We start from the raw sequence: 26,107 nt of genomic DNA on the forward strand, positions 1-26,107 counted from the left end.
AATAAAAGAAAAGCAGCCGGAATGGAGCTTGTCCAATCCGGCCCGAGGCTTGTGTGTTACCGATAATTTGGAACGAAAGTGCCATCGGTTGATGGCTCTTAGGTGGCACTTTCAGGAAAAGTTCCATCGATGTGCGCGGGGGACGGTGCAGAGTGTGCGCAAGGTGCGCCGCAGCCAGGCCAGATCATGCCGGGGTGGGCGGATGACTGCTGGCGCTTTGGTTTTGCCGATGTGCCGGGCGAAATCTTCACTTAATGTTTCTTCAGTGCCGATGCCCTTGAGCTTCTTCATGAGTTTGCCGTTCTTGTAGAACAGCACCGTCGGGGTGCCGGTCACCAGTGGATGGCGCGGCGCCTCAGTGGTGTTGAGCATGTAAATGTTCGCCCGGAGCCGATACGGCTCGGCCACCTCACGAAACACCGGCCCGGCCCATTCGCAGGCAGGACAGTGTTCGTTGGCGAAGTACAGGATCACCGGGCGCCAGGTTTTCAGGGCTTTGCGGTAAACCGGGGCCAGATTGGAAATGGTATTGGCAGCGCTCATTGAGAACTCCTTTTCAACGACCTCGAAGGTTCGATGACGTTAAAGGAGGGTGAAGACCAGGTCTACTGTCAGAAATTACAGGTGACCCTTGGAGTCGCGAGATTTTTCCCACTTTTATGGAGGATCGTCCTGACACGAAACCCGGAAATGTGGAATGTCGGGACGTGATACCTTTTTTCACTCAATAAAAGAGAAGGTGGAATAAGCGATAGACGTCGAAGCAGTCTTGGAGTGCTATTTTAAGCACCATTAACAGCACTCCAAGGAGCACCATCATGACTCACGTAGTCCTTTCTAATATCGTTGCGAGTATTTCTGAATTGAAAAGAAACCCCATGGGTACCGTGGCCGCCGGTGGCGGCCAATCTGTTGCAATCCTCAATCGAAATGAGCCAGCGTTTTATTGTGTTCCCGCAAAGGAGTATGAGGCGATGATGAATCGCCTTGAGGACCTGGAACTGATCGCACTATGCAAGGAGCGAGAAAACGATCCCACCATCAAGGTCTCTATAGATGACCTATGAGTTGGAGTTTTCCGAGAAAGCCTGGAGGGAATGGAAAAAGCTTGATTCAGCACTTCAGGATCAGTTCAAGAAAAAGCTCTCTACACGTCTGGTCAATCCTCACGTTCCTGCCGATCGACTTCGAGGGTTGGGAAACGCTTACAAAATCAAGCTTCGCAGTGCTGGATACAGGCTGGTCTATCGCGTAAAGAACGAGGTTTTGGTTGTTACCGTGATTGCGGTAGGGAGAAGAGAGCGCGGAGAGGTTTACGACAAAGCCGCTAGCCGATAGATATGGAGAGAGGGCACGTTCAAACGCCAAACACATTTGCACCGAAATAGTCGTCGATGCTCCCATCTGGGAACCAGCTACTCGCGATTTGTAGCCTAAGGTAGCGCAGCCCATCAGTACCTCCATGTAACACCATTCCTCGCATTTTCCGCATCCTGTTGATTCCAAAAACATTTCAATCTTATCAAGATCCTCCGCAATTCCTGTGGCACACTTTCTGCTGTCTATTCCGTAGTAACAAACCGTGTTCCGGTATAGCGGAATAAACATCATCCTGGAGTGCTTGCCATGCATCGCCGTCCTTCGTTGTTCAAAGCGTGTGTTTTTGTTCTTGCGGCTTCGTCCGCTGTCATGGGCATGGCCCAGGCAGCCGACAGCAAGCTCGACAGTGTTCTGGCCCGTGGCAAGTTGATTGTCGGCACCGGCAGCACCAACGCGCCGTGGCACTTTCAAGGTGCGGACGGCAAGTTGCAGGGCTTTGATATCGACATTGCCAGGATGGTGGCCAAGGGCTTGTTCAATGATCCGAACAAGGTCGAGTTTGTGGTGCAGTCGTCCGATGCGCGAATTCCCAATCTGCTGACCGACAAGGTCGACATGAGCTGCCAGTTCATCACCGTTACCGCCAGCCGCGCTCAGCAAGTGGCATTCACCCTGCCGTACTACCGCGAAGGTGTCGGTCTGCTGCTGCCGGCCAACAGCAAATACAAGGAAATCGAAGACCTGCAGGCTGCCGGTGATAGCGTTACCGTGGCTGTGCTGCAAAACGTCTATGCCGAAGAACTGGTGCATCAGGCACTGCCCAAGGCCAAGGTTGATCAGTACGACAGCGTCGACCTGATGTATCAGGCGGTGAACTCCGGCCGTGCCGATGCGGCAGCCACCGACCAGTCTTCGGTCAAATACCTGATGGTGCAGAACCCCGGCCGCTACCGCAGCCCGACCTACGCGTGGAGCCCGCAGACCTACGCTTGCGCCGTCAAACGTGGCGATCAGGACTGGCTGAATTTCGTGAACACTGTGCTGCATGAAGCCATGACCGGCGTCGAGTTCCCGACTTACGCAGCATCCTTCAAGCAGTGGTTCGGTGTGGATCTGCCGTCGCCGGCCATCGGTTTCCCAGTCGAATTCAAATGACCCCGTGAGAGCGGGGCGCCTCAATCGCCCCGCTCAAGGTACTGCTGACCATGAACTATCAGTTGAACTTTGCCGCCGTGTGGCGCGATTTCGACACCTTGCTGGCGGGGCTCGGTCTGGGCCTTGAACTGGCGCTGGTGTCGATCGCCATCGGCTGCGTGATCGGCCTGCTGATGGCGTTTGCCTTGCTGTCGAAGCATCGCGCCTTGCGGGTGCTGGCCTCGGTGTACGTCACGGTGGTGCGTAACACGCCGATTCTGGTGTTGATTCTGTTGATCTACTTTGCCTTGCCGAGCCTGGGGATCCGCCTGGACAAGATCCCGTCGTTCATCATCACCTTGTCGCTGTATGCGGGCGCCTATCTGACCGAAGTGTTCCGTGGCGGCTTGCTGAGCATCCCCAAAGGCCAGCGTGAGGCGGGGCTGGCAATCGGTCTCGGTGAATGGCAGGTCAAGGCCTACGTCACGGTGCCGGTGATGCTGCGCAACGTGTTGCCGGCGCTGTCGAACAACTTTATCTCGCTGTTCAAGGACACCTCGCTGGCCGCCGCGATTGCGGTGCCGGAGCTGACCTATTACGCGCGCAAGATCAACGTCGAGAGCTACCGGGTGATCGAAACCTGGCTGGTGATCACGGCGTTGTATGTCGCGGCCTGTTACCTCATTGCCATGCTGCTGCGCTACCTCGAGCAGCGTCTGGCGATTCGCCGATAGGAGGCTGCGATGTACGAATCTCCCAGTTGGTTGCATGAATTATGGGTGGCACGCGAGACGTTGCTGCAAGGCTTCCTGACCAGTGTGCAGGTGTCGGCGCTGGCGATTCTGTTCGGCACGCTACTCGGGGTTGTCACCGGTCTGGTGCTGACCTACGGCAAGTTCTGGATGCGCGCGCCGTTCCGCTTTTATGTCGACATTATTCGCGGCACGCCGGTGTTTGTGCTGGTGCTGGCCTGCTTCTATATGGCGCCAGCGCTGGGCTGGCAGATCAGCGCGTTTCAGGCGGGTGCGTTGGGCCTGACGCTGTTTTGCGGTTCGCACGTTGCTGAGATTGTGCGCGGCGCCTTGCAGGCCTTGCCACGCGGGCAGATGGAAGCGAGCAAGGCGATCGGCCTGACGTTTTATCAATCCCTCGGTTACGTGCTGTTGCCCCAGGCGTTGCGGCAGATCCTGCCGACCTGGGTCAACTCGTCCACCGAAATCGTCAAGGCCTCGACCCTGCTCTCGGTGATCGGCGTCGCCGAATTGTTGCTCAGCACCCAACAGATCATCGCCAGGACCTTCATGACTCTGGAGTTCTACCTGTTCGCCGGTTTTCTGTTCTTCGTCATCAACTACGGCATCGAATTACTCGGCCGGCACATTGAAAAGCGGGTGGCCCTGCCATGACTCAAGCTCAAGTTTCCAAGGTTCAGAACGGTCAGCCGCTGCTGGACATCCGTGGCCTGCACAAGCAGTACGGTGCGGTCGAAGTGCTCAAGGGTGTCGACCTGAGCATGCAGCGCGGCAACGTCGTAACGCTGATCGGCTCCAGCGGTTCGGGCAAGACCACGTTGCTGCGCTGCGTGAACATGCTCGAAGAGTTCCAGGGCGGGCAGATCCTGCTCGACGGCGAGTCCATCGGCTATGACGAGGTCGGTGGCAAACGCGTGCGTCACGCGGAAAAAGTCATCGCCCGCCATCGCGCGATGACCGGCATGGCCTTCCAGCAATTCAACCTGTTCCCGCACCTGACCGCGTTGCAGAACGTCACCCTCGGTCTGCTCAAGGTTAAGAAAATGCACAAGGACGAAGCCGTGGTGCTGGCCGAAAAATGGCTGGAGCGGGTCGGTCTGCTGGAGCGGCGCAATCACTTTCCCGGGCAGTTGTCCGGCGGTCAGCAACAGCGCGTGGCGATTGCCCGGGCGATTGCGATGAACCCCAGCCTGATGCTGTTCGACGAAGTCACCTCGGCCCTCGATCCGGAGCTGGTCGGTGAAGTGTTGAACGTGATCAAGGGCCTGGCCGAAGACGGCATGACCATGTTGCTGGTGACCCACGAAATGCGTTTCGCCTTCGAGGTCTCGGACAAGATCGTGTTCATGAATCAGGGGCGGATCGAAGAGCAGGGGCCGCCCAAGGAACTGTTCGAACGCCCGCAATCGCCGCGTCTGGCCGAGTTTCTCAAGAGCACGCGGTTCTAATTTTTTGTTTTGTCATCAGGAGAAGTACCCATGAGCATTACTCGATACGGCACCGGCAGCACCGCCGCTGGCGGTCAGCCACGTCCCTTCGCGCGCGCCGTTGAGGCGGATGGCTGGCTGCACGTATCCGGCCAGGTGCCGGCGGTGGATGGCGAGATCATCGTTGGCGGCATCGTCGAGCAGACCCACCAGACCATGAAGAACCTGATCGCGATTCTCGAAGAGGCCGGTTATGGCCTGGAAGATGTGGTGCGTGCCGGCGTATGGCTGGACGATCCGCGGGATTTCAGCAGTTTCAACAAGGTCTTCGGCGAGTACTTCAAACCTGAACACGCCCCGGCGCGGGCCTGTGTGCAGGCGAGCATGATGGTGGATTGCAAGGTCGAGATCGATTGCATCGCCTACAAGAAAAAAGCCTGAACCGAGGTGCCCCTATCGCGAGCAGGCTCACTCCTACAGAAGGACGCGCTTCAACTGTAGGAGTGAGCCTGCTCGCGATGGCGATCTAACCGTCGACGCTGCACTCTCGGTACACTCCCGGCACTTTCATTGGGAACTGAAGACATGACCGAAGACACCATCAAACGCCGGGCCCGTGGTCTGGACCGGGCGTTCGATATCCTCGATTTCCTCAAGGAGATCGGCCAGCCGCTGCGTCCGAACGACATCGCCAACGGTATCGGCAGCCCGAAATCCACGGTCTACGAACTGGTGGCGTCACTGCTGGAGCGACGGATTCTGGAGCCGGTGGGCAAGGACGGTCACGTCTATCTGGGGCGCCAGTTGTACTTCCTCGGGCAGGCGCATTTGCGCCATTTCGACCTCAGTCGCGAAGCCGATCACGCCTTGCAGGAGATCGTCAGCCAGACCCGGGAAACCGCGCAGATGTGCCTGCTCAACGGGCGCAAATACACCGTGGCACTGATGAAGGAAGGCGAGCGGCATTTCCGCATTTCTTCCGACATCGGCGAAAACGCGCCGATCCCGTGGACTGCTTCAGGACGCCTGCTGCTGGCGCATCTGAGCGACCAGCAGATCATCGACCTGATCGACGAAGACGATTACATCCTGCCCGACGGCGAACGTCTGCCGCTGGAGCGCTTTCTGGCGGAGATCCGCCAGGCCGGCATCGACGGCTTCTTCTCCTTCGACAGCGTTGCCGACACCTTTACCCATTGCTTCGCCGCGCCGGTCAAAGACCCCAGTGGCGTGGCCATCTGCACCCTGTGCATCGTCGCCCCACGGGCCGATGCGAAGAACAATTACGACGACTATCGCCGGGTGCTGATCGAGAGCGCGAACAGCCTCGCCCGGCGCATCAACGAATAACCGCGGCTGCCTGCGGCCGCGACTGAATGCGAGGAGTTTGACCATGACGACTGCCATCAATACCGCTGTGGAAAAGGGCGACGCTACAATTGGCGCGCACCTTGTGCGTGACGTCAGCCTGCCGGCGCTGGTGCTGCACCGCGAGGCGCTGGAGCACAACATTCGCTGGATGCAGAAGTTCGTCAGCGACAGTGGCGCCGAACTCGCGCCCCACGGCAAGACCAGCATGACCCCGGCGCTGTTCCAGCGTCAGCTCGACGCTGGCGCGTGGGGCATTACCCTCGCCAGCGCCACCCAGACCCGCGCCGCTTACGCCCACGGTGTACGCCGGGTGCTGATGGCCAACCAACTGGTCGGCACGCCGAACATGGCATTGATTGCCGATCTGCTGGCCGATGCCGATTTCGATTTCTACTGCATGGTCGATCACCCGGACAACGTCGCCGATCTCGGCGCCTACTTCGCCTCGCGTGGAGTGAAGTTGAACGTGATGATCGAATACGGCGTGGTCGGTGGCCGTTGCGGTTGCCGCAGCGAGCAGGAAGTCATCGCGCTGGCTCAGGCGATCAACGCGCAACCGGCGCTGGCCCTGACCGGTATCGAAGGTTACGAAGGGGTGATCCACGGCGATCACGCGGTCAGCGGCATTCGCGGATTCGCCGCCTCGCTGGTGCGTCTGGCGGTGCAGTTGCAGGACAGCGGCGCGTTTGCCATCGCCAAGCCGATCATCACCGCCTCGGGTTCGGCGTGGTACGACCTGATCGCCGAGTCGTTCGAAACGCAGAACGCCGGGGGGCGCTTCCTGAGTGTGTTGCGTCCGGGCAGTTATGTCGCGCATGACCATGGCATCTACAAGGAAGCGCAATGCTGCGTGCTGGATCGTCGCAGCGACCTGCACGAAGGCCTGCGTCCGGCGCTGGAAGTCTGGGCGCATGTGCAATCGATGCCGGAGCCGGGTTTTGCGGTGATCGCCCTCGGCAAACGTGACGTGGCGTTCGATGCCGGGCTGCCGGTGCCGTTGCTGCGTTACAAGGCCGGTGTGTTGCCAGCGGTGGGCGACGATGTCGGCGCGTGCAAGGTGACGGCGGTGATGGACCAGCATGCGTTCATGAGCGTGGCGCCGGGGGTTGAGTTGCGGGTGGGCGACATCATTTCCTTCGGCACCTCGCACCCGTGTCTGACGTTCGACAAGTGGCGGGTGGGGTTGCTGGTGGATGAGCGGTTGGCGGTGGTCGAAAGCATGGAGACTTGTTTCTAAGGCTTGAGACCGAGTCGCGCCATTCGCGAGCAGGCTCGCTCCCACAGGGGAACGCATTCCAATTGTAGGAGTGAGCCTGCTCGCGAAGGCGCCAGTCCAGACATCCGCGAATCCAGAGACAGCACAAGATGAGCACCCTCAGCCCCCTGGGCCCGAATACCCCGCGCATCGCCCTGATCGGCGAGTGCATGATCGAACTCCAGCACCGTGCCGACGGCAGCCTGCAGCAAAGCTTCGGCGGCGATACCTTGAACGCGGCGGTGTACCTGTCCCGCGCGCTCGGCGATAAAGCCCAGGTCGACTACGTCACCGCGCTCGGCGACGACAGCTTCAGCGATGCCATGTGCCAGAGCTGGACCGATGAAGGCATTGGTCTGGATCTCGTGCAGCGTCTGCCCGGTCGCTTGCCGGGCCTGTACTGCATCCAGACCGACGCCAACGGGGAGCGGCGTTTCCTCTACTGGCGCAATGAAGCGGCGGTGCGCGATTGCTTCACCACGCCGGCCGCCGAGCCGATTCTGGCGGCGCTGGCGGACTACGACGTGCTGTATTTCAGCGGCATCACCCTCGCGGTGTTAGGCGCGAAGGGCCGCGAACGCTTGATCCAGACCCTGATCGAAGCGCGCCAACGCGATGCGCGGATCGTTTTCGACAACAACTATCGACCGCGTTTGTGGGCCTCACAGGAAGAGGCGCGGGCGGCCTATCGCAGCGTGTTGCCGCATGTCGATCTGGCGTTGCTGACCGTCGATGACGAACAGGCGCTGTTTCATTTTGCCGATTGCGACGCGGTGTTGGAGGCGTACGCGCAGATCGGCACGCCGGAAGTGGTGCTCAAGCGTGGTGCCGAGGCGTGTCTGATTCGTTGTGATGGCGAGGCGTTCGAAGTGCCGGCGCAGAAGGTCGCCAAAGTTGTGGATACCACGGCGGCAGGGGATTCGTTCAGTGCGGCGTATCTGGCGAGGCGCTTGCTGGGAGGCAGTCCGGTCGAGGCGGCGGAGGCGGGGCATTGGCTGGCGAGTCGGGTGATTCAGGTGCCGGGGGCGTTGATTCCCAGGTAAGCGGTGGATGGCCGCTTGCTGCGCAATCGGTTCGCGAGCAAGCCCGCTCCCACAGGGGACCGCATTCCAGACTGTGGGAGCGGGCTTGCTCGCGAAGAGGACCTGAAGCCAACCATTCAGTCGCGGAAAAACACCTGCACCAGGTGATAGCCGAACTTGCTCTTGATCGGCCCATGCACCGTACGCAGCGGCTTTTTGAAGATCACCGCATCAATCGCGCCAACCATCTGCCCCGGCCGCACTTCACCCAGATCACCGCCGCGTTTGCCGGACGGGCAGGTCGAATATTTCTTCGCCAGCACATCAAACGCTTCGCCCTTGGCAATGCGTTGTTTGAGCTGTTCGGCCTCTTCGGCGGTTTTCACCAGAATGTGGCGGGCTTGGGCTTTCATCGTGCGATACCTGTAACGGGGTGACGGCGGGGCGCGGGATTATGCCTCAAGTGACGGCGTTTGGTTGATCATCTCGCGGATCTTGTTGGCCAGCACTTCAATCGAAAACGGCTTGGCCACCATGTCCATGCCATCCTCGAGAAAGCCCTGACGCTCGGCGGCTTTCTGCGCGTAACCGGTCATGAACAGCACTTTCAGGCCCGGGCGATGCTGACGGGCGATTTCCGCCAGTTGCCGGCCGTTCATTCCCGGCAGGCCGACGTCGGTCACCAGCAGATCGACCCGCAGCTCCGATTCCAGCAGCGGCAGGGCGGCGCTGGCGTCAGCGGCTTCGTGGGCGAGGTAGCCCAGCTCCTTGAGCAGATCGAGCACCAGCATGCGCACCGCCGGGTCATCTTCAACCACCACCACGGTTTCGCCACAGGTGGCGGTTGGCGCAGCGCTGGTTGGCTCCACCAGCGGATGTTCGGGCTCCAGCAGGTTCAGGCGCGGCAGGTACAAGCGCACGCAGGTGCCGTGATCCGGCAGGCTGTCGAGGCTGACATGGCCGCCCGATTGCTGAGCGAAACCATAAATCATCGACAGTCCCAGCCCGGTACCCTGGCCGATCGGTTTGGTGGTGAAGAACGGATCGAACGCCTTGGCCCGTACCGACGGGGTCATGCCGGTGCCGTTGTCGCTGACCGCCAGCATCAGGTAGTCGCCGGCCTTGACCGGTTCGAGGGTGGTGATGTCGTTGCCGTCGAGGTAGACGTTGGCGGTTTCGATCAGCAGCTCGCCGCCATCGGGCATCGCATCGCGGGCGTTGATCACCAGATTGAGCAGGGCGTTTTCCAGTTGACTGACGTCGGTACTGATCGGCCACACATCGTCGGCCAGCCGCAGCGTGAGTTCGATCGGGTCGCCCTTGGTGCGGCGGATCAAATCTTCCAGCGAATGAATCAGTTCATTGACGTTGAGGGTTTTGCGGTCCAGCGACTGCCGGCGCGAGAACGCCAACAGGCGATGGGTCAGCGCCGCTGCACGGTTGGCCGACGAAACCGCCGCTTCAGTGAAACGCCCGATTTCATGGGCGCGGCCGTCGGCGATGTAGCGTTGCATCAGATCGAGGCTGCCGATGATTCCGGTGAGCATGTTGTTGAAGTCGTGGGCGATACCGCCGGTGAGCTGACCGACCGCTTCCATTTTCTGCGCATGGCGCAATGCATCTTCGGCGCGCTCGCGTTCGAACATCTCGTTTTGCAGGCGCTGATTGGCCTGGGCCAGTTGTTCGGTACGGGCGCTGACCCGTTCTTCGAGGGTTTCATTGAGATTGCGCAGCGCTTCTTCGGTCTTCTTCCGTTCGCTTTCGTCGATCACAAAAATGTAGAAACCGTTGACCGCGCCATCGGCACCGTGGCGCGGCAGGTAGTTCATCAGCGCGTGACGGCTGCTGCCGTCACGGTGCGGGGTGTACAGGCTGAACGAGCAGGGCCGCCCGGCCAGTGCCTCGGCAATGTATGGCGCGCGCAGAAAGTAGGCCTCTTCGCCGATCACCTCGCGAATGGTGCGCCCATACAGTTCCTGCGGCGTGAGGCCGTACCAGTCCAGATAGGCGGCGTTGTTCAGACGGACGCGTTCTTCGTGGTCGACATAACTGATGAGGATCGGCATCGCGTTGATGATCAGCTGCAATTCCGTCTGGCTCTGACGCAGCGCCTGTTCGGTGTGCTTGCGCTCGGTCAGGTCCAGCGCAGCGCCGAGAAAGCGCACCGGTCGCCCGTGGTGATCCTTGTAACAGCGGCCGCGGGCAAACACCCAGCGCAGTTCGCCGTCGGCTTTCAGCAGGCGATATTCCTCGGCGTACTCGGTGCCGTGGGTGATGCAATGCTTGATGCTGCGGGCGATCAGGGCGCGGTCTTCGGGGTGCACGCCTTGCAGGTAATCGCTGATCGGTAGCTGGCTGGCCTGCGCCGGATCGATGCCGTGCAACTGGGCGAAATGCGCGTCGGCGATGAAGCGGTCTTCGCCGATGTCCCAGTCCCAGGTGCCGACCGCATCGGTGGCCGCCAAGGCCAGTTGCAGGCGCTCTTCAGTGTCGCGCTGGGCCTTGAGGCTTTCTTCGGAGCGGCGTTGCAGTTCGAGGGCGATGCGCCGGCGTTCGTTGGTTTCGATGGCGGTCACCAGAATCCCCGCCACTTGCGCATTTTCATCGCGGATCGGACTGTAGGTCAGGTCCAGCCAGAAGTCAGACTCTATGCCTTCGCGTTGCAGGGTGAATCGCCGTTCGGTGTAGGTGCGCACTTGGCCTTGTAGGACGGCTCGATAAATCGGGTCGGTAAAGTCCTGAAGTTCTGGCCATATAAGGTGCGCCGGCTGTCCGAAAGCGTGCGGATGCTTGCTGCCGGCGAGCATCGCAAAGCCATTGTTGTAGATCTGCGTGAGCTGCGGCCCCCACAACAACAGCATTGGCATCGGCGAGTGAATCACGATGTCCACCGCGGTGCGCAGGCTTTGCGGCCAGGTGCCAGAAGCGCCCAACGGAGTGCGGCTCCAGTCGGTACGGGCGATCAGGGCTTGGGCGTCATCGGGGGAGGGTGCTGCGTTCATCACATCTATCCTGAGCGTCGGTCAGTGCGTTGGCATCTACTATTCTTGCACTTGCGGTAGACGCTGTATGACCCGTCACGTCACGACAGCGGGTCATTTCTGTTCATTGAAAGCTTCGCGGGTGCTTTTTGCCATGGAAATCGATGCACTTTTGCTCCGTCTGTCGAGCCAGCACGGCTCTGACCTGTTCCTGTCCACGGGAGCGCCACCCAGTGCGCGCATCGATGGCGTGCTGACGCCGTTCAGCGAGCGGCCGTTCAAGCCCGGTGAGGTCGAGGCCATCGCCAACTCCTTGATGGACGCCGAGCAGCGTCGCGAGTTCGATCGGGATCTGGAAATGAACCTGGCGATTTCCCGCACCGGTATCGGGCGTTTTCGGGTGAACATCTTCAAGCAACGCAATGACGTGTCGATCGTGATCCGCAACGTCAAACTCGATATCCCGCGTTTCGAAGACCTCAAACTGCCGCCAGTGCTGCTGGAAACGGTGATGCTCAAACAAGGGCTGATCCTGTTCGTCGGTGCCACCGACTCCGGCAAATCCACTTCGCTGGCCGCGCTGATCGATCACCGCAACCGCCACAGCAGCGGGCACATCATCACCATCGAAGACCCGGTGGAGTATATCCATCGACACCAGCGCTCGATCATCAATCAACGCGAAGTCGGCGTCGATACCCGCAGTTTCCATGCGGCGCTGAAAAACACCCTGCGTCAGGCCCCGGACGTGGTGCTGATCGGCGAAATCCGCGACCGCGAGACCATGGAACATGCGCTGACATTCGCCGACACCGGGCACCTGGTGCTGTCGACGTTGCATGCGCACAACGCCAATCAGGCGCTGGACCGTATCGTCAATCTGTTCCCCGAAGAGCGCCGCCCGCAGTTGCTGCACGCGCTGGGCAACAATCTCAAAGCGTTTGTCTCGCAACGGCTGGTGCGCACTGTGGACGGCCAGCGCCGGGCGGCGGTCGAAGTGATGCTCGGCACGCCCACCATCGCCGACCTGATCCGCCGCAACGAATTGGGCGAACTCAAGGGCATCATGGAAAAGTCTGGCGAGGTTGGCATGCAGACCTTCGACGCGGCGCTGTACGGGCTGGTGGTGGAGGGCGTGATCAGCGAAGACGAAGCGCTCAAGCATGCGGATTCGCAGAACAACCTGCGCCTGCGCCTGAAACTGCATGCCGAGGCGGGGCCGGCACCCGCGCCCACTACATCAGGCGATTGGGGCCTGATGGATTAACACCCCACCCCTGTGGGAGCGGGCTTGCTCGCGAAAGCGGTGGGTCAGTCACATTGTTATCGACTGACAGATTGCCTTCGCGAGCAAGCCCGCTCCCACAAGGGGATGAGGGATCAGTCCGACAGCTCCGGGCGATTGCGCGGCCGCTGCCGGCGCCCATTACGTCAGGCGATTGGGGCCTGATGGATTGACACCCCACCCCTGTGGGAGCGGGCTTGCTCGCGAAAGCGGTGGGTCAGTCACATTGTTATCGACTGACAGATTGCCTTCGCGAGCAAGCCCGCTCCCACAAGGGGATGAGGGATCAGTCCGACAGCTCCAGGCGATTGCGCGGCCGCTGCCGGCGCCCATTACGTCAGGCGATTGGGGCCTGATGGATTGACACCCCACCCCTGTGGGAGCGGGCTTGCTCGCGAAAGCGGTGGGTCAGTCACATTGTTATCGACTGACAGATTGCTTTCGCGAGCAAGCCCGTTCCCACAAGGGGATGGCGTGCTAATCCGACAGCTCCGGGCGATTGCGGAACTGCTCCAAGGCCTCGGGATTGGCCAGCGCATCGGTATTTTTCACCGGCTCACCGTGCACCACATTGCGCACCGCGAGTTCCACCACTTTGCCGCTGATGGTGCGTGGAATATCGGTCACCGCGACGATCTTCGCCGGCACATGGCGCGGTGTGGTGTTGGCGCGGATCACCTGGCGGATCTGCTGTTGCAGTTCGTCATCCAGCGCAACACCGTCCTGCAGGCGCACAAACAGCACCACCCGCACATCGTCCTGCCATTGCTGCCCGATCGCCACGCTGTCCAGCACCTGCGGGACTTTCTCGACCTGACGATAGATTTCCGCCGTGCCGATGCGCACGCCGCCGGGGTTGAGCACGGCGTCGGAGCGACCGTGGATCAGCATCCCGCCGTGCGGCAGTTGCTCAGCGTAATCGCCTTGGGCCCAGACGCCGGGGAACAAGCTGAAATAGGATTTGCGCAGTTTTTCGCCGTCAGGGTCGTGCCACAGGCCGATGGGCATGGCCGGGAAGTGCCGGGTGCAGACCAGCTCGCCTTTTTCGCCGATCACGGCAACGCCGGCGTCGTTCCACACCTCAACCGCCATGCCCAGGCTCTTGCCCATGATTTCGCCCCGGCGCACCGCCGACAGCGGGTTGCCGTTGACGAAGCACGACACCACATCGGTGCCGCCCGACATCGACGCCAGGCACACATCGCGCTTGACGTCGCGGTAGACGAAGTCATAGCTCTGCGGCGACAGCGCGGAACCGGTACAGAGCACGGTCTTCAGGCTACTCAGATCATGGCTGTACGCAGGCTTCAAGCCGCTGCTTTCCAGTGTTGCGAGAAATTTCGGGCTGGTGCCGAACACGCTGATGCGCTCGTCGTCGATCAGATCCAGCAGTCGCTCATGGCCCGGGTGAAACGGCGAGCCGTCATACAGCACCACCGCGCTACCGACCGCGAGCGCCGAGACCAGCCAGTTCCACATCATCCAGCCGCAAGTGGTGTAGTAGAACAACCGATCACCGGGGCCGAGATCAACGTGCAGTCCGTGTTCCTTGGCATGCTGCAGCAGCACGCCGCCGGTGCTGTGCACGATGCATTTCGGTACGCCGGTGGTGCCACTGGAATACAGCACGTACAACGGATGATTGAACGGTACCGGGACAAAACGCGGTTCGCCGCCGGGTTGGTAAAAATCGTCCCACAACGTCACGTTGGCGTGGCTGTGGTATTCCTCGGCACAGGCCTGTTCGCGGGCATAGGGTACGATGATCAACTGCCGCAGCGACGGCAGTTGCGCGAGGATTTCGTTGACCTTGGTGGTCTGGTCGATGTCTTTGCCGGCGTAACGGTAGCCGGCGCAGGTGATCAACACCTTGGGTTCGATCTGGCCGAAACGGTCGATCACGCCGTGGGTGCCGAAGTCCGGCGACGAGCACGACCAGATCGCGCCGAGGCTGGTGGTCGCGAGCATCGCCACCAGGGTTTGCCAGGTGTTGGGCATGCACGCGGCCACCCGATCACCGAGGCCGATTCCGCAGGCCATCAGGCTGGCCTGAAAACCGGCGACTTGCTCGGCCAGTTCGGCCCAGGTCAGTTGTTCGCGCTGGCCGTTTTCCGCCACGGCAATCACCGCGACTGCATCGTCACGACGGCGCAGCAGGTGCTCGGCAAAATTCAGGGTCGCACCGGGAAACCATTCGGCACTGGGCATTTGCGCGCCTTCACGCAGGACGGCGTCGGGCTGGGTGTGAAAGCGGATGTCGAAGAAGTCGACGATCGCCTGCCAGAACGCCTCGCGCTGATCCACGCTCCAGCGGTGCAGGTCGGTGTAGCTGCTCAGGGTCAGGCCATGACGCTGATTGATATCGCGGCGGAAATTGTCCATGCGCGATTGGGCGATACGCTCGGCATCGGGTTGCCAGAGGATGTCGGACATTGGTTTGCCTCTTGTTTTGTTGGTCAAGCACACAGGTCAGAGTGCAGCACTTACTTATGTGGCGAGGGAGCTTGCTCCCGATCGGCTGCGCAGCAGTCGTAAATTGCCGGGGGCGGCTTCGCCACCCAGCGGGAGCAAGCTCCCTCGCCACAGCGGTCCAGCGCTGCTTATTGCGCCAACCACCCCCCATCAATATTCCACGCCGCCCCCCGCACCTGACTTCCAGCCTCGCTGCACAGAAACAACACCAATTGCCCCAGATGCTGCGGCGTGACGAACTCCAGCGACGGCTGCTTCTCCGCCAGCAGATCATGCTGCGCCTGCTGCGGGTCGACCCCTTTGGCAGCACGATCATCGATCTGCTTCTGCACCAGCGGCGTCAGCACCCAGCCCGGGCAGATCGCATTGCAGGTGACATTGCTGGTGGCTGTCTCGAGGCCGACCACTTTGGTCAAACCAATCACGCCGTGCTTGGCCGCAACATACGCAGCCTTGCCAGTCGAACCCACCTGACCATGCACCGAAGCGATATTGACGATTCGTCCCCAGCCCTTGGCGCGCATCCCCGGCAGGCTCAGGCGGGTGCTGTGGAACACCGATGACAGGTTGATCGCGATGATCGAGTCCCAGCGCTCTACCGGGAACTCCTCAAAGGCGGCGACATGCTGGATCCCGGCGTTGTTGACCAGAATGTCGACGCCACCGAATTCGCGCTCGGCGTAAGCGATCATCTCGGCGATCTGCGCCGGATCGCTGACATCGGCTGGGTGGTGACCGACCTTGCCGCCGAACTGGCCGACTTCGGCGATCACGCTCGACGCATCGCCAAAACCGTTGAGAATCAGATTGGCGCCGGCCTTGGCCAGGCTCAGGGCGATGCCCAAACCGATGCCGCTGGTGGAGCCGGTGACCAGTGCGGTCTTGCCCGAAAGAGTCGTCATGAATACCTCACACAATGCCAGTGGCGTAGAAAGTGCCGATCACTACGAAGACCGCCAGGGTCTTGATCAGCGTAATACAGAAAATGTCTTTATAGGCTTCGCGGTGGGTCAGGCCGGTAACCGCCAGCAGGGTGATCACCGCGCCGTTGTGCGGCAGAGTGTCCATGCCGCCGCTGGCCATCGCGGCCACGCGGTGCAGCACTTCCAGCGGAATGTTCGCCGCGTGCGCCGCTGCGATGAACTGCTCGGACATCGCCGCCAGCGCGATGCTCATGCCGCCCGATGCTGAACCGGTGATACCCGCCAGCAGGGTGACGGTAATCGCTTCGTTGACCAATGGATTGGGGATTTGCTTGAGCCAGTCGGCCAGCACCAGAAAGCCTGGCAACGAAGCGATTACCGCACCGAAGCCGTATTCCGAGGCGGTGTTCATCGCCGCCAGCAATGCACCGCTGACCGCGCTTTTGCTGCCTTCGGCGAGTTTGCTGCGGATCGCCTTGAAGCCGAACACCAGCACCATCAGGATGCCGATCAGCAATGCCGCCTGTACCGCCCAGATCGCCGTGAGCTTGGCGATTTCCGTGGTCACCGGCGTGGCCATCCCCGGCAGCGCCAGGCTGTGGGTCTTGCCGTACCACTGCGGAATCCACTGGGTGAACAACAGGTTCATGATGCCCACCGCCAGCAGGGGCGACAGGGCGATCCATGGGTTCGGCAGCTGCAGATCTTCGGCGGTTTCCGGCTCGTTACGCAGTTCGGTGCCGTAGCCTTCACCCGCGCGCTGCGCCTTGTTGCGCTGGCGCTGCAGGAACAGCATGCCGGCGCAGAACACGAAGATCGTGCCGATCACCCCCAGCCACGGCGCGGCCCACGCGGTGGTGTTGAAGAAGGTGCTGGGTATGATGTTCTGGATCTGCGGAGTGCCGGGCAGGGCGTCCATGGTGAAGGAGAACGCGCCGAGAGCGATGGTCGCCGGAATCAGGCGCTTGGGAATGTTGCTCTGGCGGAACATCTCCGCGGCAAACGGATACACCGCAAATACCACTACGAACAGCGATACGCCGCCGTAGGTGAGCAGGGCGCAAACCAGCACGATCACCAGCATCGCCTGTCGGGTGCCGAGCAAGCCAATCGCCGCAGCCACGATCGAACGGGAGAACCCCGACAATTCGATCAACTTGCCGAACACGGCGCCGAGCAGGAATACCGGAAAATACAGTTTGATGAAGCCGACCATTTTCTCCATGAACACTCCGGTGAAGGCAGGGGCGACGGCGGACGGGGCGAAGAGGATGACGCTGTAGCCACGGTAGGCGGCGAGCATCAGCAGCGCGAGGGCTGCCAAGGCAATGATCACACTCATGGTGTGTCTCCAGGGATTGTTATTTTTGTGGGTGAAGCGGGTGTGGGGAGGGCTTTAGCGAGATCTGTGCCAGATATTCAAATCATTGAAATGTAAGGGTTTTATAGGTTTCAGCGTGTTGAGAGTTGAAGGGTTGTCTCTTTCTGGAGATTTTTGCTGAGAGGGCTGACGCCTTCGCGAGCAAGCCCGCTCCCACATTTGGAATGCGTACCCCCCTGTGGGAGCGGGCTTGCTCGCGAAGCTCTGGCTGTTGTCTTTTTTTGGAGACTTAAGTCTCTTTATTGAGACTCGGCGATGCCCAAAGCCAGCATCTTCTTGTACAGCGTCGAGCGCCCCAGCCCCAGTCGAGCCGCCGCCTCCGGCACTTTGCCCGCACATTGCGCGAGGGCAGACTGGATCAACTGCCGGTCAAACCGCTGCCGTGCCTCGGCGAATGTCTCCTCGGTCAACGGTTCCAGCGTCGAACCCGACGGACGCTCAACCGGGGTAAACGTGCCGATGGCTGCACGAATATCCTCTTCGGTGAGGATCAGGTCATCGCTGAGCAGCGCCGCGCGCTCCAGCACGTTGCGCAATTCACGAATGTTCCCCGGCCAAGCATGTTGTCCGAGCAGTTCCAACGCCGCGCGGCTGAGTTCATGCTGGCTACGCAACTCTTCAAGGATCGCTTCGCTGAGCGCCGGCAAATCGTCGAGACGCTCGCGCAGCGGCGGAACCTGGATCGGCAGCACGTTGAGGCGGTAATACAGGTCGGCGCGGAACTCACCGCGCTTGATCGCGGCTTGAAGATCGGTCGAAGTCGCCGCGATCACTCGCACATCGCTCTGAATCACCTCGTTGGAGCCAACCGGTTCGAACTCCTTTTCCTGCAGCACCCGCAGCAGTTTGCTCTGCAGCGGCAACGGCATGTCGCCGATCTCATCGAGAAACAGCGTGCCGCCCTGCGCGATCTGCAACTTGCCGGTCCGACCCTTGCGGTCAGCGCCGGTAAACGCACCGGGCGCGGTGCCGAAAAACTCGGCTTCCAGCAGCGCTTCGGGAATCGCCGCACTGTTGATGCTGACGAAGGCTTTGTGCGCCCGGGGCGAAGCGCTGTGAATCGCCTGGGCCAGCAATTCCTTGCCGGTGCCGGTTTCGCCGAGCAGCAACACGGGTGAATCGGTGCTCGCACTGCGACGGGCGCGGCGTTTGACTTCGAGGCTGGCGCTGCTGGTGCCGATGAAGTGGGCAAAGTTGTATTTGGTCTGCCGCGCCCGCAGCAGCGAGCGGGTCGAGGCCAGTTCTTCCTGCATGCTCAGGTAGCGCTTGAGCATCGGTGACAGGCTGCGCAATTCGTCGAACAGGGCAAACCCGATGGCGCCGATCACTGCGCCGGCATCGTCGTGGATCGGCAGACGCATCACCACCAGCGGCTCTTTCGGCGTGTCCTGCATGTCCAGCAGAATGGGGCGGCCGGTGCGCACCACTTCACGCAGCAGGCTGCCGGGGATCACGCTTTCGCAGGGTTTGCCGATGGCTTTTTTCGCCGATTCAAGACCAAAACGCCGCGCATAGCGCTCGTTCATCCAGACGATGTTCGCGTCACGATCGACAATCACCGTGCCTTCGCTGGACTGCTCAATGATCTCGAACAGCGAGCGGATCGCCAGCGTGCGAACGCGTTGGTAGTCCTTGAGGCTTTCGGTGGTGTTCATGCGTGGGTTGATCCGGAGTTTGGGTTGTCTGTAAGGCCCTCTTCGCGAGCAAGCCCGCTCCCACAGGGATTCGGGCTTGCTCGCGAAGGCCGCGACTCGGTTTCAAGTCAAACGGTGATCATGCCTACCCCGGATGCGCCGCCGCCAACAGCTCCTTGGTGTAAGGATGCTGTGGCGAGTCAAACACCTCATGGCTGGCACCGCGTTCAACCACTTTGCCGTCCTTGATCACGATCATGTCATGCGCCAGCGCCCGCACCACCGCCAGGTCGTGGCTGATGAACAGGTAGGTCAGGCCGTGTTTTTCCTGAAGGTCGCGGAGCAGGGCGACCACTTGTTTCTGCACGGTACGGTCAAGGGCCGAAGTCGGTTCGTCGAGCAGGATCAGCGCCGGTTTCAGCACCAGCGCCCGGGCGATGGCGATGCGCTGGCGCTGACCTCCGGAAAATTCGTGCGGGTAGCGATGACGACTCTCCGGGTCCAGGCCAACCTCCTTGAGCACGCGGATCACCTGTGCATCGCACTCTTCGGCGCTGGATTGGCAATGCACCTCCAGCCCTTCACTGATGATTTGCGCCACTGACATCCGTGGACTGAGGCTGCCGAACGGGTCCTGAAACACCACCTGCATCTGCCGGCGCCACGGCCGCAACTGCTTCTGATCGAGACCGTCGAGGGCGGTGCCCTGAAAACGGATGCTGCCCTCGGAGTCGAGCAGCCGCAGAATCGCCTGGCCCAGGGTCGATTTACCCGAACCGGACTCGCCGACGATGCCCAGGGTTTTGCCGCGCTGGATATTCAGGCTGATGCCGTCCACCGCCTGCAAATATTGTTTGCGCTGGAACAGCCCGCCACCGACAACGAACTCGACCCGTAGATCATCCACCTCCAGCACGTTCTCGCGCTCGTCCCGTGGCAGGGCTTCGCCCTCCGGTTCGGCATTCAGCAGCACGCAGCTGTAAGGGTGCTTCGGTTCGGTAAACAGGGTTTCGCACGGCGCCTGCTCGACGATCTCGCCAGCCTTCATCACGCACACCCGTTGGGCGATGCTGCGCACCAGATTGAGGTCGTGACTGATCAGCAGCAGCGACATGCCCAGGCGTTGTTGCAAGGACTTGAGCAGCAGCAGGATCTTGCGCTGCACCGTCACATCCAGCGCCGTGGTCGGCTCGTCAGCGATCAGCAGTTCCGGCTCGCAAGCCAGGGCCATGGCGATCATCACCCGTTGCCGCTGGCCGCCGGACAGTTGATGCGGATAGGCCTTGAGGCGTTCTTCGGGCTTTTGAATACCCACCAGTTCCAACAGTTCAAGGATGCGCTGTTGCGCCGCTTTACCGCCCAGTCCCCGATGCACCAGCAGGGTTTCGCCGATCTGCTTTTCGATGGTGTGCAGCGGATTGAGCGAGGTCATCGGCTCCTGGAAGATCATCGCGATGCGGTTGCCACGCAGTTCACGCAGGACCTTGGGATCGGCGCCGAGCAGTTCCTGACCGCGATAGCGAATGCTGCCGCTGGTTTGCGCGTCGCCTTCGGGGAGCAATTGCAGGATCGAATGCGCGGTTACCGACTTGCCCGAGCCCGACTCGCCGACCAGGGCCAGGCACTCGCCGGGGCGGATGTCCAGGCACAGGTTGCGCACCGCCGGCTGGCCATGGAAGGCGACATTCAGGTCACGGATTTCGATCAGGTTATCAGTCATGGTCACACTTCAGGATCGAGGGTCGAACGCGTCACGTAACGCTTCGCCGATGAACACCAGTAAAGAAAGAATCAGCGCCAAAGTGAAAAACGCCGTCAGCCCGAGCCATGGCGCTTGCAGGTTTTGTTTGCCTTGGCCGATCAGCTCGCCCAGTGAAGCACTGCCGGCGGGCATGCCGAAACCAAGGAAGTCGAGGGCGGTGAGAGTGGAAATCGCCCCGGTCAGAATGAACGGCAAGTAACTCAGCGTCGCATTCATCGCATTGGGCAGGATGTGCCGGAAAATCACTTTGCGGTCAGTCAGGCCCAACGCGCGAGCCGCTTTGACGTATTCCAGGTTACGTCCGCGCAGAAACTCCGCGCGCACCACATCCACCAGTGCCAGCCACGAAAACAGCGCCATGATCCCCAGCAGCCACCAGAAATTCGGCTCGACGAAACCGGACAGAATGATCAGCAGATACAGCACCGGCAATCCGCTCCAGACCTCCAGCACGCGTTGCCCAAGCAGATCGACCCAGCCGCCGTAATAGCCTTGCAGGGCGCCGGCGGCGATGCCAATCAGCGCGCTGATAGCGGTCAGCATCAGCGCAAACAGGATCGACACCCGGGCGCCGAAAATCACCCGCGCCAACACGTCGCGCGCCTGATCATCGGTGCCCAGCCAGTTGACCCTGGAGGGCGGGCTCGGCGCGGGTTGGTTGAGATCGTAGTTGGGGGTGTCCTCGCTGAACGGGATTGGCGGGAACAGCAGCCAGCCACCGTCCTTGCGGATCAGGTTCTGCACATACTCACTGCGGTAATCGGCCTGGAACGGCAGTTGCCCGCCAAACTCCTGCTCGGTGTAGCGCTTGAAAACCGGGAAGTAGAGTTGGTTTTGATAGCTGACGACCAGCGGTTTGTCGTTGGCGATCAGTTCACCACCAAGGCTGAGCAGGAACAGGCCGATAAACAGCCACAACGACCACCAGCCACGGCGGTTTTTCTTGAATCGTGCAAAACGGCGACGACCCAGGGGCGAGAGCTTGAACATCAGGCGTTCCTCGCGGCGAAGTCGATACGGGGGTCGACCAGGGTGTAGCACAAGTCGCCGATCAGTTTTATCAGCAGGCCGAACAGGGTGAAGATGAACAACGAGCCGAACACCACCGGATAGTCCCGGGAAACCGCCGCTTCGTAGCTCATGCGGCCGAGGCCGTCGAGGGAAAAGATCACTTCGATCAGCAGCGAACCGGCAAAAAACACACTGATGAACGCCTGCGGAATTCCCGAAACCACCAACAGCATCGCGTTGCGGAACACGTGGCCGTAAAGCACACGGCGTTCGCTCAAGCCTTTGGCGCGTGCGGTGACCACATATTGTCGGGTGATCTCATTGAGGAACGAGTTCTTGGTGAGGATCGTCAGCGTGGCGAAACCACCGATGACCAGTGCCGTCACGGGCAACACCAGATGCCAGAAGTAATCGGCGATCTTGCCCAGGGTCGACAGCGATTCGAAGTTGTCGGAGACCAGCCCGCGCACCGGAAACCAGTTCAATGATGTGCCACCGGCAAACACCACGATCAGGAACATCGCGAACAGAAACGCCGGCATCGCGTAGCCAATGATGATCGCAGTGCTGCTCCAGATATCGAAATGGCTGCCGTGATGCACCGCTTTGCGGATGCCCAGCGGGATCGACACCAGATAGGTGATCAGCGTCGCCCACAAGCCGAGGGAAATGGTCACCGGCATTTTTTCCAGAATCAGATCGGTGACCGTCGCGCCGCGGAAAAAGCTTTTGCCAAAATCCAGCTGCGCGTAGTTCTTGAGCATCAGCCACAGGCGTTCATGCGCCGGTTTGTCAAAACCGTACTGTTTTTCGATGTCCTTGATCAGTTGCGGATCGAGGCCACGGCTGGCACGCGAGGTGCTGCTCATGGTCTCGCTGGAACTGCCGCCGACACTGGCACCGCCGATCCCTTGCAGATGAGCGATGGCCTGTTCGACCGGGCCGCCGGGTGCCGCCTGAATGATCACGAAATTGACCAGCAGAATGATCACCAGCGTCGGAATGATCAGCAGCAGGCGCCGCAGAATGTATGCCCACATCAGTGCGGTCCTCCGGGTCTGCCACGGCCGATTTTTGCGGCGGTCATCTGCTGGTTGGTCAGCGGCGTACTGCTGATTTCCCACCAGCTCTCGATCGCTTCGTCATTGCTGGCCTGTATCGCCGGCATGCCGAAACGGTTCCACCACACGGTGGAGGTGCCCGGCGGGTAATAATTGGGAATCCAGTAGTAATTCCATTGCAACACCCGGTCCAGGGCGTGGGCGTAGTGCAGCATGTCGCTTTGGGTCGAGGCGCGGATCAGGCCATTGATCAAGGTGTCGACCGCCGGATTCTTCAGCACCATATAGTTGTTGGCGCCGGGGTCGTTGGCCGAAATCGAACCGAAGTAATTGAGCAGCTCGCCACCCGGAGACGTGGTGACCGGGTAGCCGGTGACGATCATGTCGTAGTCGCGGCTCATCAGGCGATTGACGTATTGCGAGGAGTCGATGCGGCGGATATTCAGGTCGATGCCGATCTGTTTCAGCGTGCGCTTGTAAGGCAGAAGCAGACGGTCCATGCCGTTCTGGCTGACCAGGAAGGTGAAACTTAACGGCTCGCCCTCGGCGTTGACCAATTGGTCACCATCAGGTTTCCAGCCGGCTTGTTCCAGCAATTGCAGGGCTTGCAGTTGCTTGTCGCGGATCAAACCGCTGCCATCGGTTTTCGGCGCTTCGAAGACCTGGGTGAACACCTCTTCTGGAATTTGCCCGCGCAAGGGTTCGAGGATTTTCAGCTCGGCGGCATCCGGCAACTCGCGGGCTGCCAGTGCGGAGTTGGAGAAATAGCTCTGTTGGCGGATGTACATGTTGCGCATCATCTGCCGGTTGCTCCACTCGAAATCCCAGAGCATCGCCAGCGCCTGGCGTACCCGACGATCCTGAAACATCGGTTTCTGCAGGTTGAATACAAAGCCCTGGGCCGATTGCGGGGCTTCGGTGGCGAGGTGGGCTTTCTGCAAGCGGCCGTCACTCAGCGCGGGGCTGTCGTAGCCGATCGAATAGCCGGTCGCGGAAAACTCGCGGTTGTAGTCATAGGCGCCACCGCGCAGAACCTGACGGGCGACATCGGTGTCGCCGAAATACTCGATGCTGAAGTGATCGAAGTTATACAGGCCGCGACTGACCGGTAGATCCTTGCCCCACCAGTCAGGGTTGCGCTCGAAGGTGATGCTGCGCCCGGAGTCGACCTTGCCGACCCGATACGGGCCGCTGCCCAGTGGCGGTTCATAACCACCACCGCCGGCGAAGTCGCGGGTTTTCCACCAGTGCTCGGGAAATACCGGCAGGGTGGCGATGTCCAGCGGCAAGGTGCGGTTTTCATTGCTCTTGAAATCGAAACGCACGGTCAGCGGCGCTTCCACTTCCACGCCTTTGACGTCGGCGAACTGCGTGCGATAACGCAGGCTGCCCTGGGTCATCAACAGGTCATAGGTGTAACGCACATCTTCGGCAGTGATCGGCTTGCCGTCGGCGAAGCGTGCCTTGGGATTGATGAAGAAGCGCAGCGACAGGCCATCCTCCGAGCGCTCCATCTTTTGCGCCACCAGGCCGTAGACCGTGTAAGGCTCATCCATCGAGCGCTGGGCCAGAGGCGAATAGAGCATGCCGTCGATCTGGGTGACGCCGATGCCTTTGTCTATATAAGGCAGGATGTGATCGAAATGCCCGATCTCTATCGCCGAGCGGCGCATGGTGCCGCCCTTGGGGGCCTGCGGGTTGGTGTAGTCGAAATGGCTGAAACCGGCCGGGTATTTGGCGGGTTCGCCATAGACGGTCAAAGCGTGTTGCGGGGTGGCGTCCACACCAGCGGCGCCCAACAACAGGGCCACGGCAGTGAACAGCAAAGTCGGGAAAGCCAGTCGCATTGTCAGCCTTAAAGCCGGGTGATCGATAAGCGCAATTTGTACGCGAGCGGCGCGTCAGTCGCCAGCCGTATCCTGTAACCAAAACACAACGGCCCACCAAAAGGCGGGCCGTGGCACAGCAAACCGGACGCGAGATCAGTCCTGGCGGCTGGTGACTTCGAGCAGGTGATAACCGAACTGGGTCTTCACCGGGCCTTGCACGACGTTGATCGGCGCGCTGAAGACCACGGTGTCGAATTCCTTGACCATCTGGCCAGGACCGAACGAACCCAGGTCGCCGCCCTGACGGCTGGACGGGCAGGTAGAGTTGGCCTTGGCGACTTCGGCGAAATCAGCACCGCCTTCGATCTGGGCCTTGAGTTCGTTGCACTTGTCTTCGCTGGAAACCAGGATGTGGCGGGCAGTGGCTTTAGCCATGGGGAAACTCTCCAATCTATTTCAGTAAAAGTGTGGAGCCTACCGGATTCAGTAAGCGATTTCTCGGCAAAGTTCCACTCGGCTTATTGGCGTGTGTCTACAGTTGTGCGGCTTTCAGGCGCAGAGCGTGCTCGACGTAGAGTTCGACGGGATCAGGGGCGGAGTTTAGTAAACCGTCTGGTCGCCGCAGGGTGGCGAGGTGGTTGAAGGGGTAGTCGGAGCGGATGACCGAGCCCAAATGCGAGCTGTAGCGGCCCACGAAACCATCGTTCTGTCCCGCTTCCGCGACGAAATGGCCGGACAATGCCCGGCAGACGGCATGTACCGGATCAAGCGGCGCAAGCCATCCTTCCTGCAGCGTGCCGCTCCAGGAGTAGTAGTGAACGTCATTGACCCGTTCCGCGCCTTGGCCGCCCCAGGTAGAAGGCAGGCCTTGAGGATACTTCTTGTTGAATTGGCTGACCGCCTGTGTGGTCAGGGCGTTCAGCGCTGCCACGGCATTCTGCGGCAGGGTCGGTTGACCACTGAGTAGCGAGAGGAAATCAGCGAACCGAGTCGCCACTTGCTCTGCCACCTGCTCCGGCAGGCTCCCCGGAATCAGTGCCTGGCGCAACGTGTCCGCCAGTTCCGAACCGTGGTTGGGTCCACTGACCGACGTGACCGAGGCGACCTTGTGCGGTGCCACTGCTGCGACGAAACGGCTGGCCAGCGCACCTTGGCTATGTCCAATCAGGTTGACCCTGGCGGCCCCGGTGCCCTGCAGGACCCGTTCAATCTGCATCAGCAGTTGCTGGCCACGAACTTCGTTGTCATGGGCTGCGGAGAGTTGCGGCACAAACACTTGTCCACCTGCCTCCCTCAGTGCTTGCTTGACATCATGAAAAAGCTCGAAACGGCCGATACGGTCAAACCCGAACAGGCCATGGACCAAAAGGATGGGGTAGCGGGTTGTCGCATTCCGTTGCATGTTCCTGCCTCTTTTGCAGATGCTTGTCAGTGGTTGGTGCGTGCCACTGTAAAACAGGCCTACGGGTTGGCGATGTCTGAAAAAT

At 60.7% G+C, this 26,107-nt stretch carries 24 protein-coding genes; 11 read left to right on the plus strand and 13 right to left on the minus strand.

The annotated features are described in order from the left end of the window. Window positions 1-111: 111 nt before the first annotated feature. Window positions 112-543, minus strand: coding sequence for a thioredoxin family protein (locus JFU48_RS20500; protein ID WP_003225464.1), 432 nt, complete (start codon window positions 541-543; stop codon window positions 112-114). Between the two features lie 275 nt (window positions 544-818). On the opposite strand from JFU48_RS20500, the gene JFU48_RS20505 reads away from it, so the two are divergent. The 10 genes from JFU48_RS20505 to JFU48_RS20550 all read left to right on the plus strand — a co-directional run bounded on the left by JFU48_RS20505 (window position 819) and on the right by JFU48_RS20550 (window position 8,302). Beyond that, window positions 819-1,067 carry a type II toxin-antitoxin system Phd/YefM family antitoxin gene (locus JFU48_RS20505; RefSeq protein ID WP_003225462.1) on the plus strand — a complete coding sequence of 83 codons (249 nt, stop codon included), beginning with the start codon at window positions 819-821 and terminating at the stop codon, window positions 1,065-1,067. Further along, on the plus strand, window positions 1,057-1,338 hold the full coding sequence (locus JFU48_RS20510) for a type II toxin-antitoxin system RelE family toxin (RefSeq protein ID WP_103519729.1): 282 nt from the start codon (window positions 1,057-1,059) through the stop codon (window positions 1,336-1,338). The genes JFU48_RS20505 and JFU48_RS20510 overlap by 11 nt, the downstream gene beginning before the upstream one ends. Before the next feature lie 288 nt (window positions 1,339-1,626). Beyond that, entirely contained in the window at window positions 1,627-2,475 is an 849-nt protein-coding gene (locus JFU48_RS20515) for a transporter substrate-binding domain-containing protein (protein WP_003225457.1), read from the plus strand. Window positions 2,476-2,525: 50 nt separating this feature from the next. Then, a complete protein-coding gene (locus tag JFU48_RS20520) occupies window positions 2,526-3,188 on the plus strand; it encodes an amino acid ABC transporter permease (RefSeq protein WP_201137466.1) in 663 nt (220 codons plus the stop codon). A 9-nt stretch (window positions 3,189-3,197) separates the two neighbouring features. Beyond that, complete coding sequence (locus tag JFU48_RS20525; RefSeq protein WP_007965124.1) at window positions 3,198-3,860, plus strand: amino acid ABC transporter permease; 663 nt, start codon at window positions 3,198-3,200, stop codon at window positions 3,858-3,860. Further along, the gene (locus JFU48_RS20530) at window positions 3,857-4,654 is read left to right on the plus strand and encodes an amino acid ABC transporter ATP-binding protein (RefSeq protein WP_103485146.1); all 798 of its coding nucleotides are present in this window, start codon (window positions 3,857-3,859) and stop codon (window positions 4,652-4,654) included. Before JFU48_RS20525 ends, JFU48_RS20530 begins: the two co-directional genes overlap by 4 nt. Before the next feature lie 30 nt (window positions 4,655-4,684). Then, window positions 4,685-5,074, plus strand: a complete 390-nt coding sequence (locus tag JFU48_RS20535) for a RidA family protein (RefSeq protein ID WP_007912330.1) — start codon at window positions 4,685-4,687, stop codon at window positions 5,072-5,074. A 144-nt stretch (window positions 5,075-5,218) separates the two neighbouring features. Beyond that, a complete protein-coding gene (locus JFU48_RS20540) occupies window positions 5,219-5,983 on the plus strand; it encodes an IclR family transcriptional regulator (RefSeq protein ID WP_027612656.1) in 765 nt (254 codons plus the stop codon). A 43-nt stretch (window positions 5,984-6,026) separates the two neighbouring features. Then, window positions 6,027-7,241, plus strand: a complete 1,215-nt coding sequence (locus tag JFU48_RS20545; RefSeq protein WP_201137467.1) for an amino acid deaminase — start codon at window positions 6,027-6,029, stop codon at window positions 7,239-7,241. A 128-nt stretch (window positions 7,242-7,369) separates the two neighbouring features. Then, complete coding sequence (locus JFU48_RS20550; protein ID WP_201137468.1) at window positions 7,370-8,302, plus strand: sugar kinase; 933 nt, start codon at window positions 7,370-7,372, stop codon at window positions 8,300-8,302. A gap of 116 nt (window positions 8,303-8,418) precedes the next feature. On the opposite strand, the gene JFU48_RS20555 is transcribed toward JFU48_RS20550, so the two are convergent. Both JFU48_RS20555 and JFU48_RS20560 read right to left on the minus strand, forming a co-directional pair. After that, window positions 8,419-8,694, minus strand: coding sequence for a peptidylprolyl isomerase (locus tag JFU48_RS20555; protein ID WP_003225447.1), 276 nt, complete (start codon window positions 8,692-8,694; stop codon window positions 8,419-8,421). Between the two features lie 39 nt (window positions 8,695-8,733). Continuing rightward, complete coding sequence (locus tag JFU48_RS20560) at window positions 8,734-11,283, minus strand: PAS domain-containing hybrid sensor histidine kinase/response regulator (RefSeq protein WP_201137469.1); 2,550 nt, start codon at window positions 11,281-11,283, stop codon at window positions 8,734-8,736. A 133-nt stretch (window positions 11,284-11,416) separates the two neighbouring features. Between JFU48_RS20560 and JFU48_RS20565 the strand changes: the two genes are divergently transcribed. Continuing rightward, complete coding sequence (locus JFU48_RS20565) at window positions 11,417-12,529, plus strand: PilT/PilU family type 4a pilus ATPase (RefSeq protein WP_201137470.1); 1,113 nt, start codon at window positions 11,417-11,419, stop codon at window positions 12,527-12,529. Between the two features lie 495 nt (window positions 12,530-13,024). On the opposite strand, the gene JFU48_RS20570 is transcribed toward JFU48_RS20565, so the two are convergent. The 10 genes from JFU48_RS20570 to JFU48_RS20615 form a co-directional block, all read right to left on the minus strand. Next, on the minus strand, window positions 13,025-14,980 hold the full coding sequence (locus JFU48_RS20570; RefSeq protein ID WP_201137471.1) for an acetoacetate--CoA ligase: 1,956 nt from the start codon (window positions 14,978-14,980) through the stop codon (window positions 13,025-13,027). A gap of 167 nt (window positions 14,981-15,147) precedes the next feature. After that, a complete protein-coding gene (gene hbdH, locus JFU48_RS20575; protein ID WP_201137472.1) occupies window positions 15,148-15,921 on the minus strand; it encodes a 3-hydroxybutyrate dehydrogenase in 774 nt (257 codons plus the stop codon). A 7-nt stretch (window positions 15,922-15,928) separates the two neighbouring features. Next, the gene (locus JFU48_RS20580) at window positions 15,929-17,284 is read right to left on the minus strand and encodes a GntP family permease (RefSeq protein ID WP_201137473.1); all 1,356 of its coding nucleotides are present in this window, start codon (window positions 17,282-17,284) and stop codon (window positions 15,929-15,931) included. 278 nt (window positions 17,285-17,562) lie between these two features. Beyond that, on the minus strand, window positions 17,563-18,978 hold the full coding sequence (locus JFU48_RS20585) for a sigma-54 interaction domain-containing protein (RefSeq protein ID WP_201137474.1): 1,416 nt from the start codon (window positions 18,976-18,978) through the stop codon (window positions 17,563-17,565). Between the two features lie 124 nt (window positions 18,979-19,102). Beyond that, window positions 19,103-20,677 (minus strand): ABC transporter ATP-binding protein, encoded by a 1,575-nt coding sequence (locus tag JFU48_RS20590; protein WP_201137475.1) that lies wholly within the window; start codon window positions 20,675-20,677, stop codon window positions 19,103-19,105. 9 nt (window positions 20,678-20,686) lie between these two features. Further along, complete coding sequence (locus tag JFU48_RS20595; protein WP_201137476.1) at window positions 20,687-21,709, minus strand: ABC transporter permease; 1,023 nt, start codon at window positions 21,707-21,709, stop codon at window positions 20,687-20,689. Next, window positions 21,709-22,770 (minus strand): microcin C ABC transporter permease YejB, encoded by a 1,062-nt coding sequence (locus JFU48_RS20600; RefSeq protein ID WP_003225430.1) that lies wholly within the window; start codon window positions 22,768-22,770, stop codon window positions 21,709-21,711. The genes JFU48_RS20595 and JFU48_RS20600 overlap by 1 nt, the downstream gene beginning before the upstream one ends. Next, complete coding sequence (locus JFU48_RS20605) at window positions 22,770-24,638, minus strand: extracellular solute-binding protein (RefSeq protein WP_201137477.1); 1,869 nt, start codon at window positions 24,636-24,638, stop codon at window positions 22,770-22,772. The genes JFU48_RS20600 and JFU48_RS20605 overlap by 1 nt, the downstream gene beginning before the upstream one ends. Window positions 24,639-24,773: 135 nt before the next feature. Further along, window positions 24,774-25,055 (minus strand): peptidylprolyl isomerase, encoded by a 282-nt coding sequence (locus JFU48_RS20610; protein WP_007912303.1) that lies wholly within the window; start codon window positions 25,053-25,055, stop codon window positions 24,774-24,776. Between the two features lie 97 nt (window positions 25,056-25,152). Continuing rightward, window positions 25,153-26,022 carry an esterase/lipase family protein gene (locus JFU48_RS20615; protein WP_201137478.1) on the minus strand — a complete coding sequence of 290 codons (870 nt, stop codon included), beginning with the start codon at window positions 26,020-26,022 and terminating at the stop codon, window positions 25,153-25,155. Between the last annotated feature and the right edge of the window lie 85 nt (window positions 26,023-26,107).

This window comes from Pseudomonas sp. TH49 (genome assembly GCF_016650625.1).
Taxonomy (GTDB): domain Bacteria; phylum Pseudomonadota; class Gammaproteobacteria; order Pseudomonadales; family Pseudomonadaceae; genus Aquipseudomonas; species Aquipseudomonas fluorescens_H.

Excerpts from the sequence above, each read along its gene's own strand:
- JFU48_RS20600 (WP_003225430.1), bottom strand. The coding sequence starts at position 22,770 with ATGTGGGCATACATTCTGCGGCGCCTGCTGCTGATCATTCCGACGCTG.
- JFU48_RS20555 (WP_003225447.1), bottom strand. The coding sequence starts at position 8,694 with ATGAAAGCCCAAGCCCGCCACATTCTGGTGAAAACCGCCGAAGAGGCC.
- JFU48_RS20585 (WP_201137474.1), bottom strand. The coding sequence starts at position 18,978 with ATGAACACCACCGAAAGCCTCAAGGACTACCAACGCGTTCGCACGCTG.
- JFU48_RS20565 (WP_201137470.1), top strand. The coding sequence starts at position 11,417 with ATGGAAATCGATGCACTTTTGCTCCGTCTGTCGAGCCAGCACGGCTCT.
- JFU48_RS20595 (WP_201137476.1), bottom strand. The coding sequence starts at position 21,709 with ATGTTCAAGCTCTCGCCCCTGGGTCGTCGCCGTTTTGCACGATTCAAG.
- JFU48_RS20510 (WP_103519729.1), top strand. The coding sequence starts at position 1,057 with ATGACCTATGAGTTGGAGTTTTCCGAGAAAGCCTGGAGGGAATGGAAA.
- JFU48_RS20580 (WP_201137473.1), bottom strand. The coding sequence starts at position 17,284 with ATGAGTGTGATCATTGCCTTGGCAGCCCTCGCGCTGCTGATGCTCGCC.
- JFU48_RS20515 (WP_003225457.1), top strand. The coding sequence starts at position 1,627 with ATGCATCGCCGTCCTTCGTTGTTCAAAGCGTGTGTTTTTGTTCTTGCG.
- JFU48_RS20605 (WP_201137477.1), bottom strand. The coding sequence starts at position 24,638 with ATGCGACTGGCTTTCCCGACTTTGCTGTTCACTGCCGTGGCCCTGTTG.
- JFU48_RS20530 (WP_103485146.1), top strand. The coding sequence starts at position 3,857 with ATGACTCAAGCTCAAGTTTCCAAGGTTCAGAACGGTCAGCCGCTGCTG.
- JFU48_RS20610 (WP_007912303.1), bottom strand. The coding sequence starts at position 25,055 with ATGGCTAAAGCCACTGCCCGCCACATCCTGGTTTCCAGCGAAGACAAG.
- JFU48_RS20525 (WP_007965124.1), top strand. The coding sequence starts at position 3,198 with ATGTACGAATCTCCCAGTTGGTTGCATGAATTATGGGTGGCACGCGAG.
- hbdH (WP_201137472.1), bottom strand. The coding sequence starts at position 15,921 with ATGACGACTCTTTCGGGCAAGACCGCACTGGTCACCGGCTCCACCAGC.
- JFU48_RS20570 (WP_201137471.1), bottom strand. The coding sequence starts at position 14,980 with ATGTCCGACATCCTCTGGCAACCCGATGCCGAGCGTATCGCCCAATCG.
- JFU48_RS20590 (WP_201137475.1), bottom strand. The coding sequence starts at position 20,677 with ATGACTGATAACCTGATCGAAATCCGTGACCTGAATGTCGCCTTCCAT.
- JFU48_RS20615 (WP_201137478.1), bottom strand. The coding sequence starts at position 26,022 with ATGCAACGGAATGCGACAACCCGCTACCCCATCCTTTTGGTCCATGGC.
- JFU48_RS20545 (WP_201137467.1), top strand. The coding sequence starts at position 6,027 with ATGACGACTGCCATCAATACCGCTGTGGAAAAGGGCGACGCTACAATT.
- JFU48_RS20560 (WP_201137469.1), bottom strand. The coding sequence starts at position 11,283 with ATGAACGCAGCACCCTCCCCCGATGACGCCCAAGCCCTGATCGCCCGT.
- JFU48_RS20500 (WP_003225464.1), bottom strand. The coding sequence starts at position 543 with ATGAGCGCTGCCAATACCATTTCCAATCTGGCCCCGGTTTACCGCAAA.
- JFU48_RS20540 (WP_027612656.1), top strand. The coding sequence starts at position 5,219 with ATGACCGAAGACACCATCAAACGCCGGGCCCGTGGTCTGGACCGGGCG.
- JFU48_RS20520 (WP_201137466.1), top strand. The coding sequence starts at position 2,526 with ATGAACTATCAGTTGAACTTTGCCGCCGTGTGGCGCGATTTCGACACC.
- JFU48_RS20505 (WP_003225462.1), top strand. The coding sequence starts at position 819 with ATGACTCACGTAGTCCTTTCTAATATCGTTGCGAGTATTTCTGAATTG.
- JFU48_RS20550 (WP_201137468.1), top strand. The coding sequence starts at position 7,370 with ATGAGCACCCTCAGCCCCCTGGGCCCGAATACCCCGCGCATCGCCCTG.
- JFU48_RS20535 (WP_007912330.1), top strand. The coding sequence starts at position 4,685 with ATGAGCATTACTCGATACGGCACCGGCAGCACCGCCGCTGGCGGTCAG.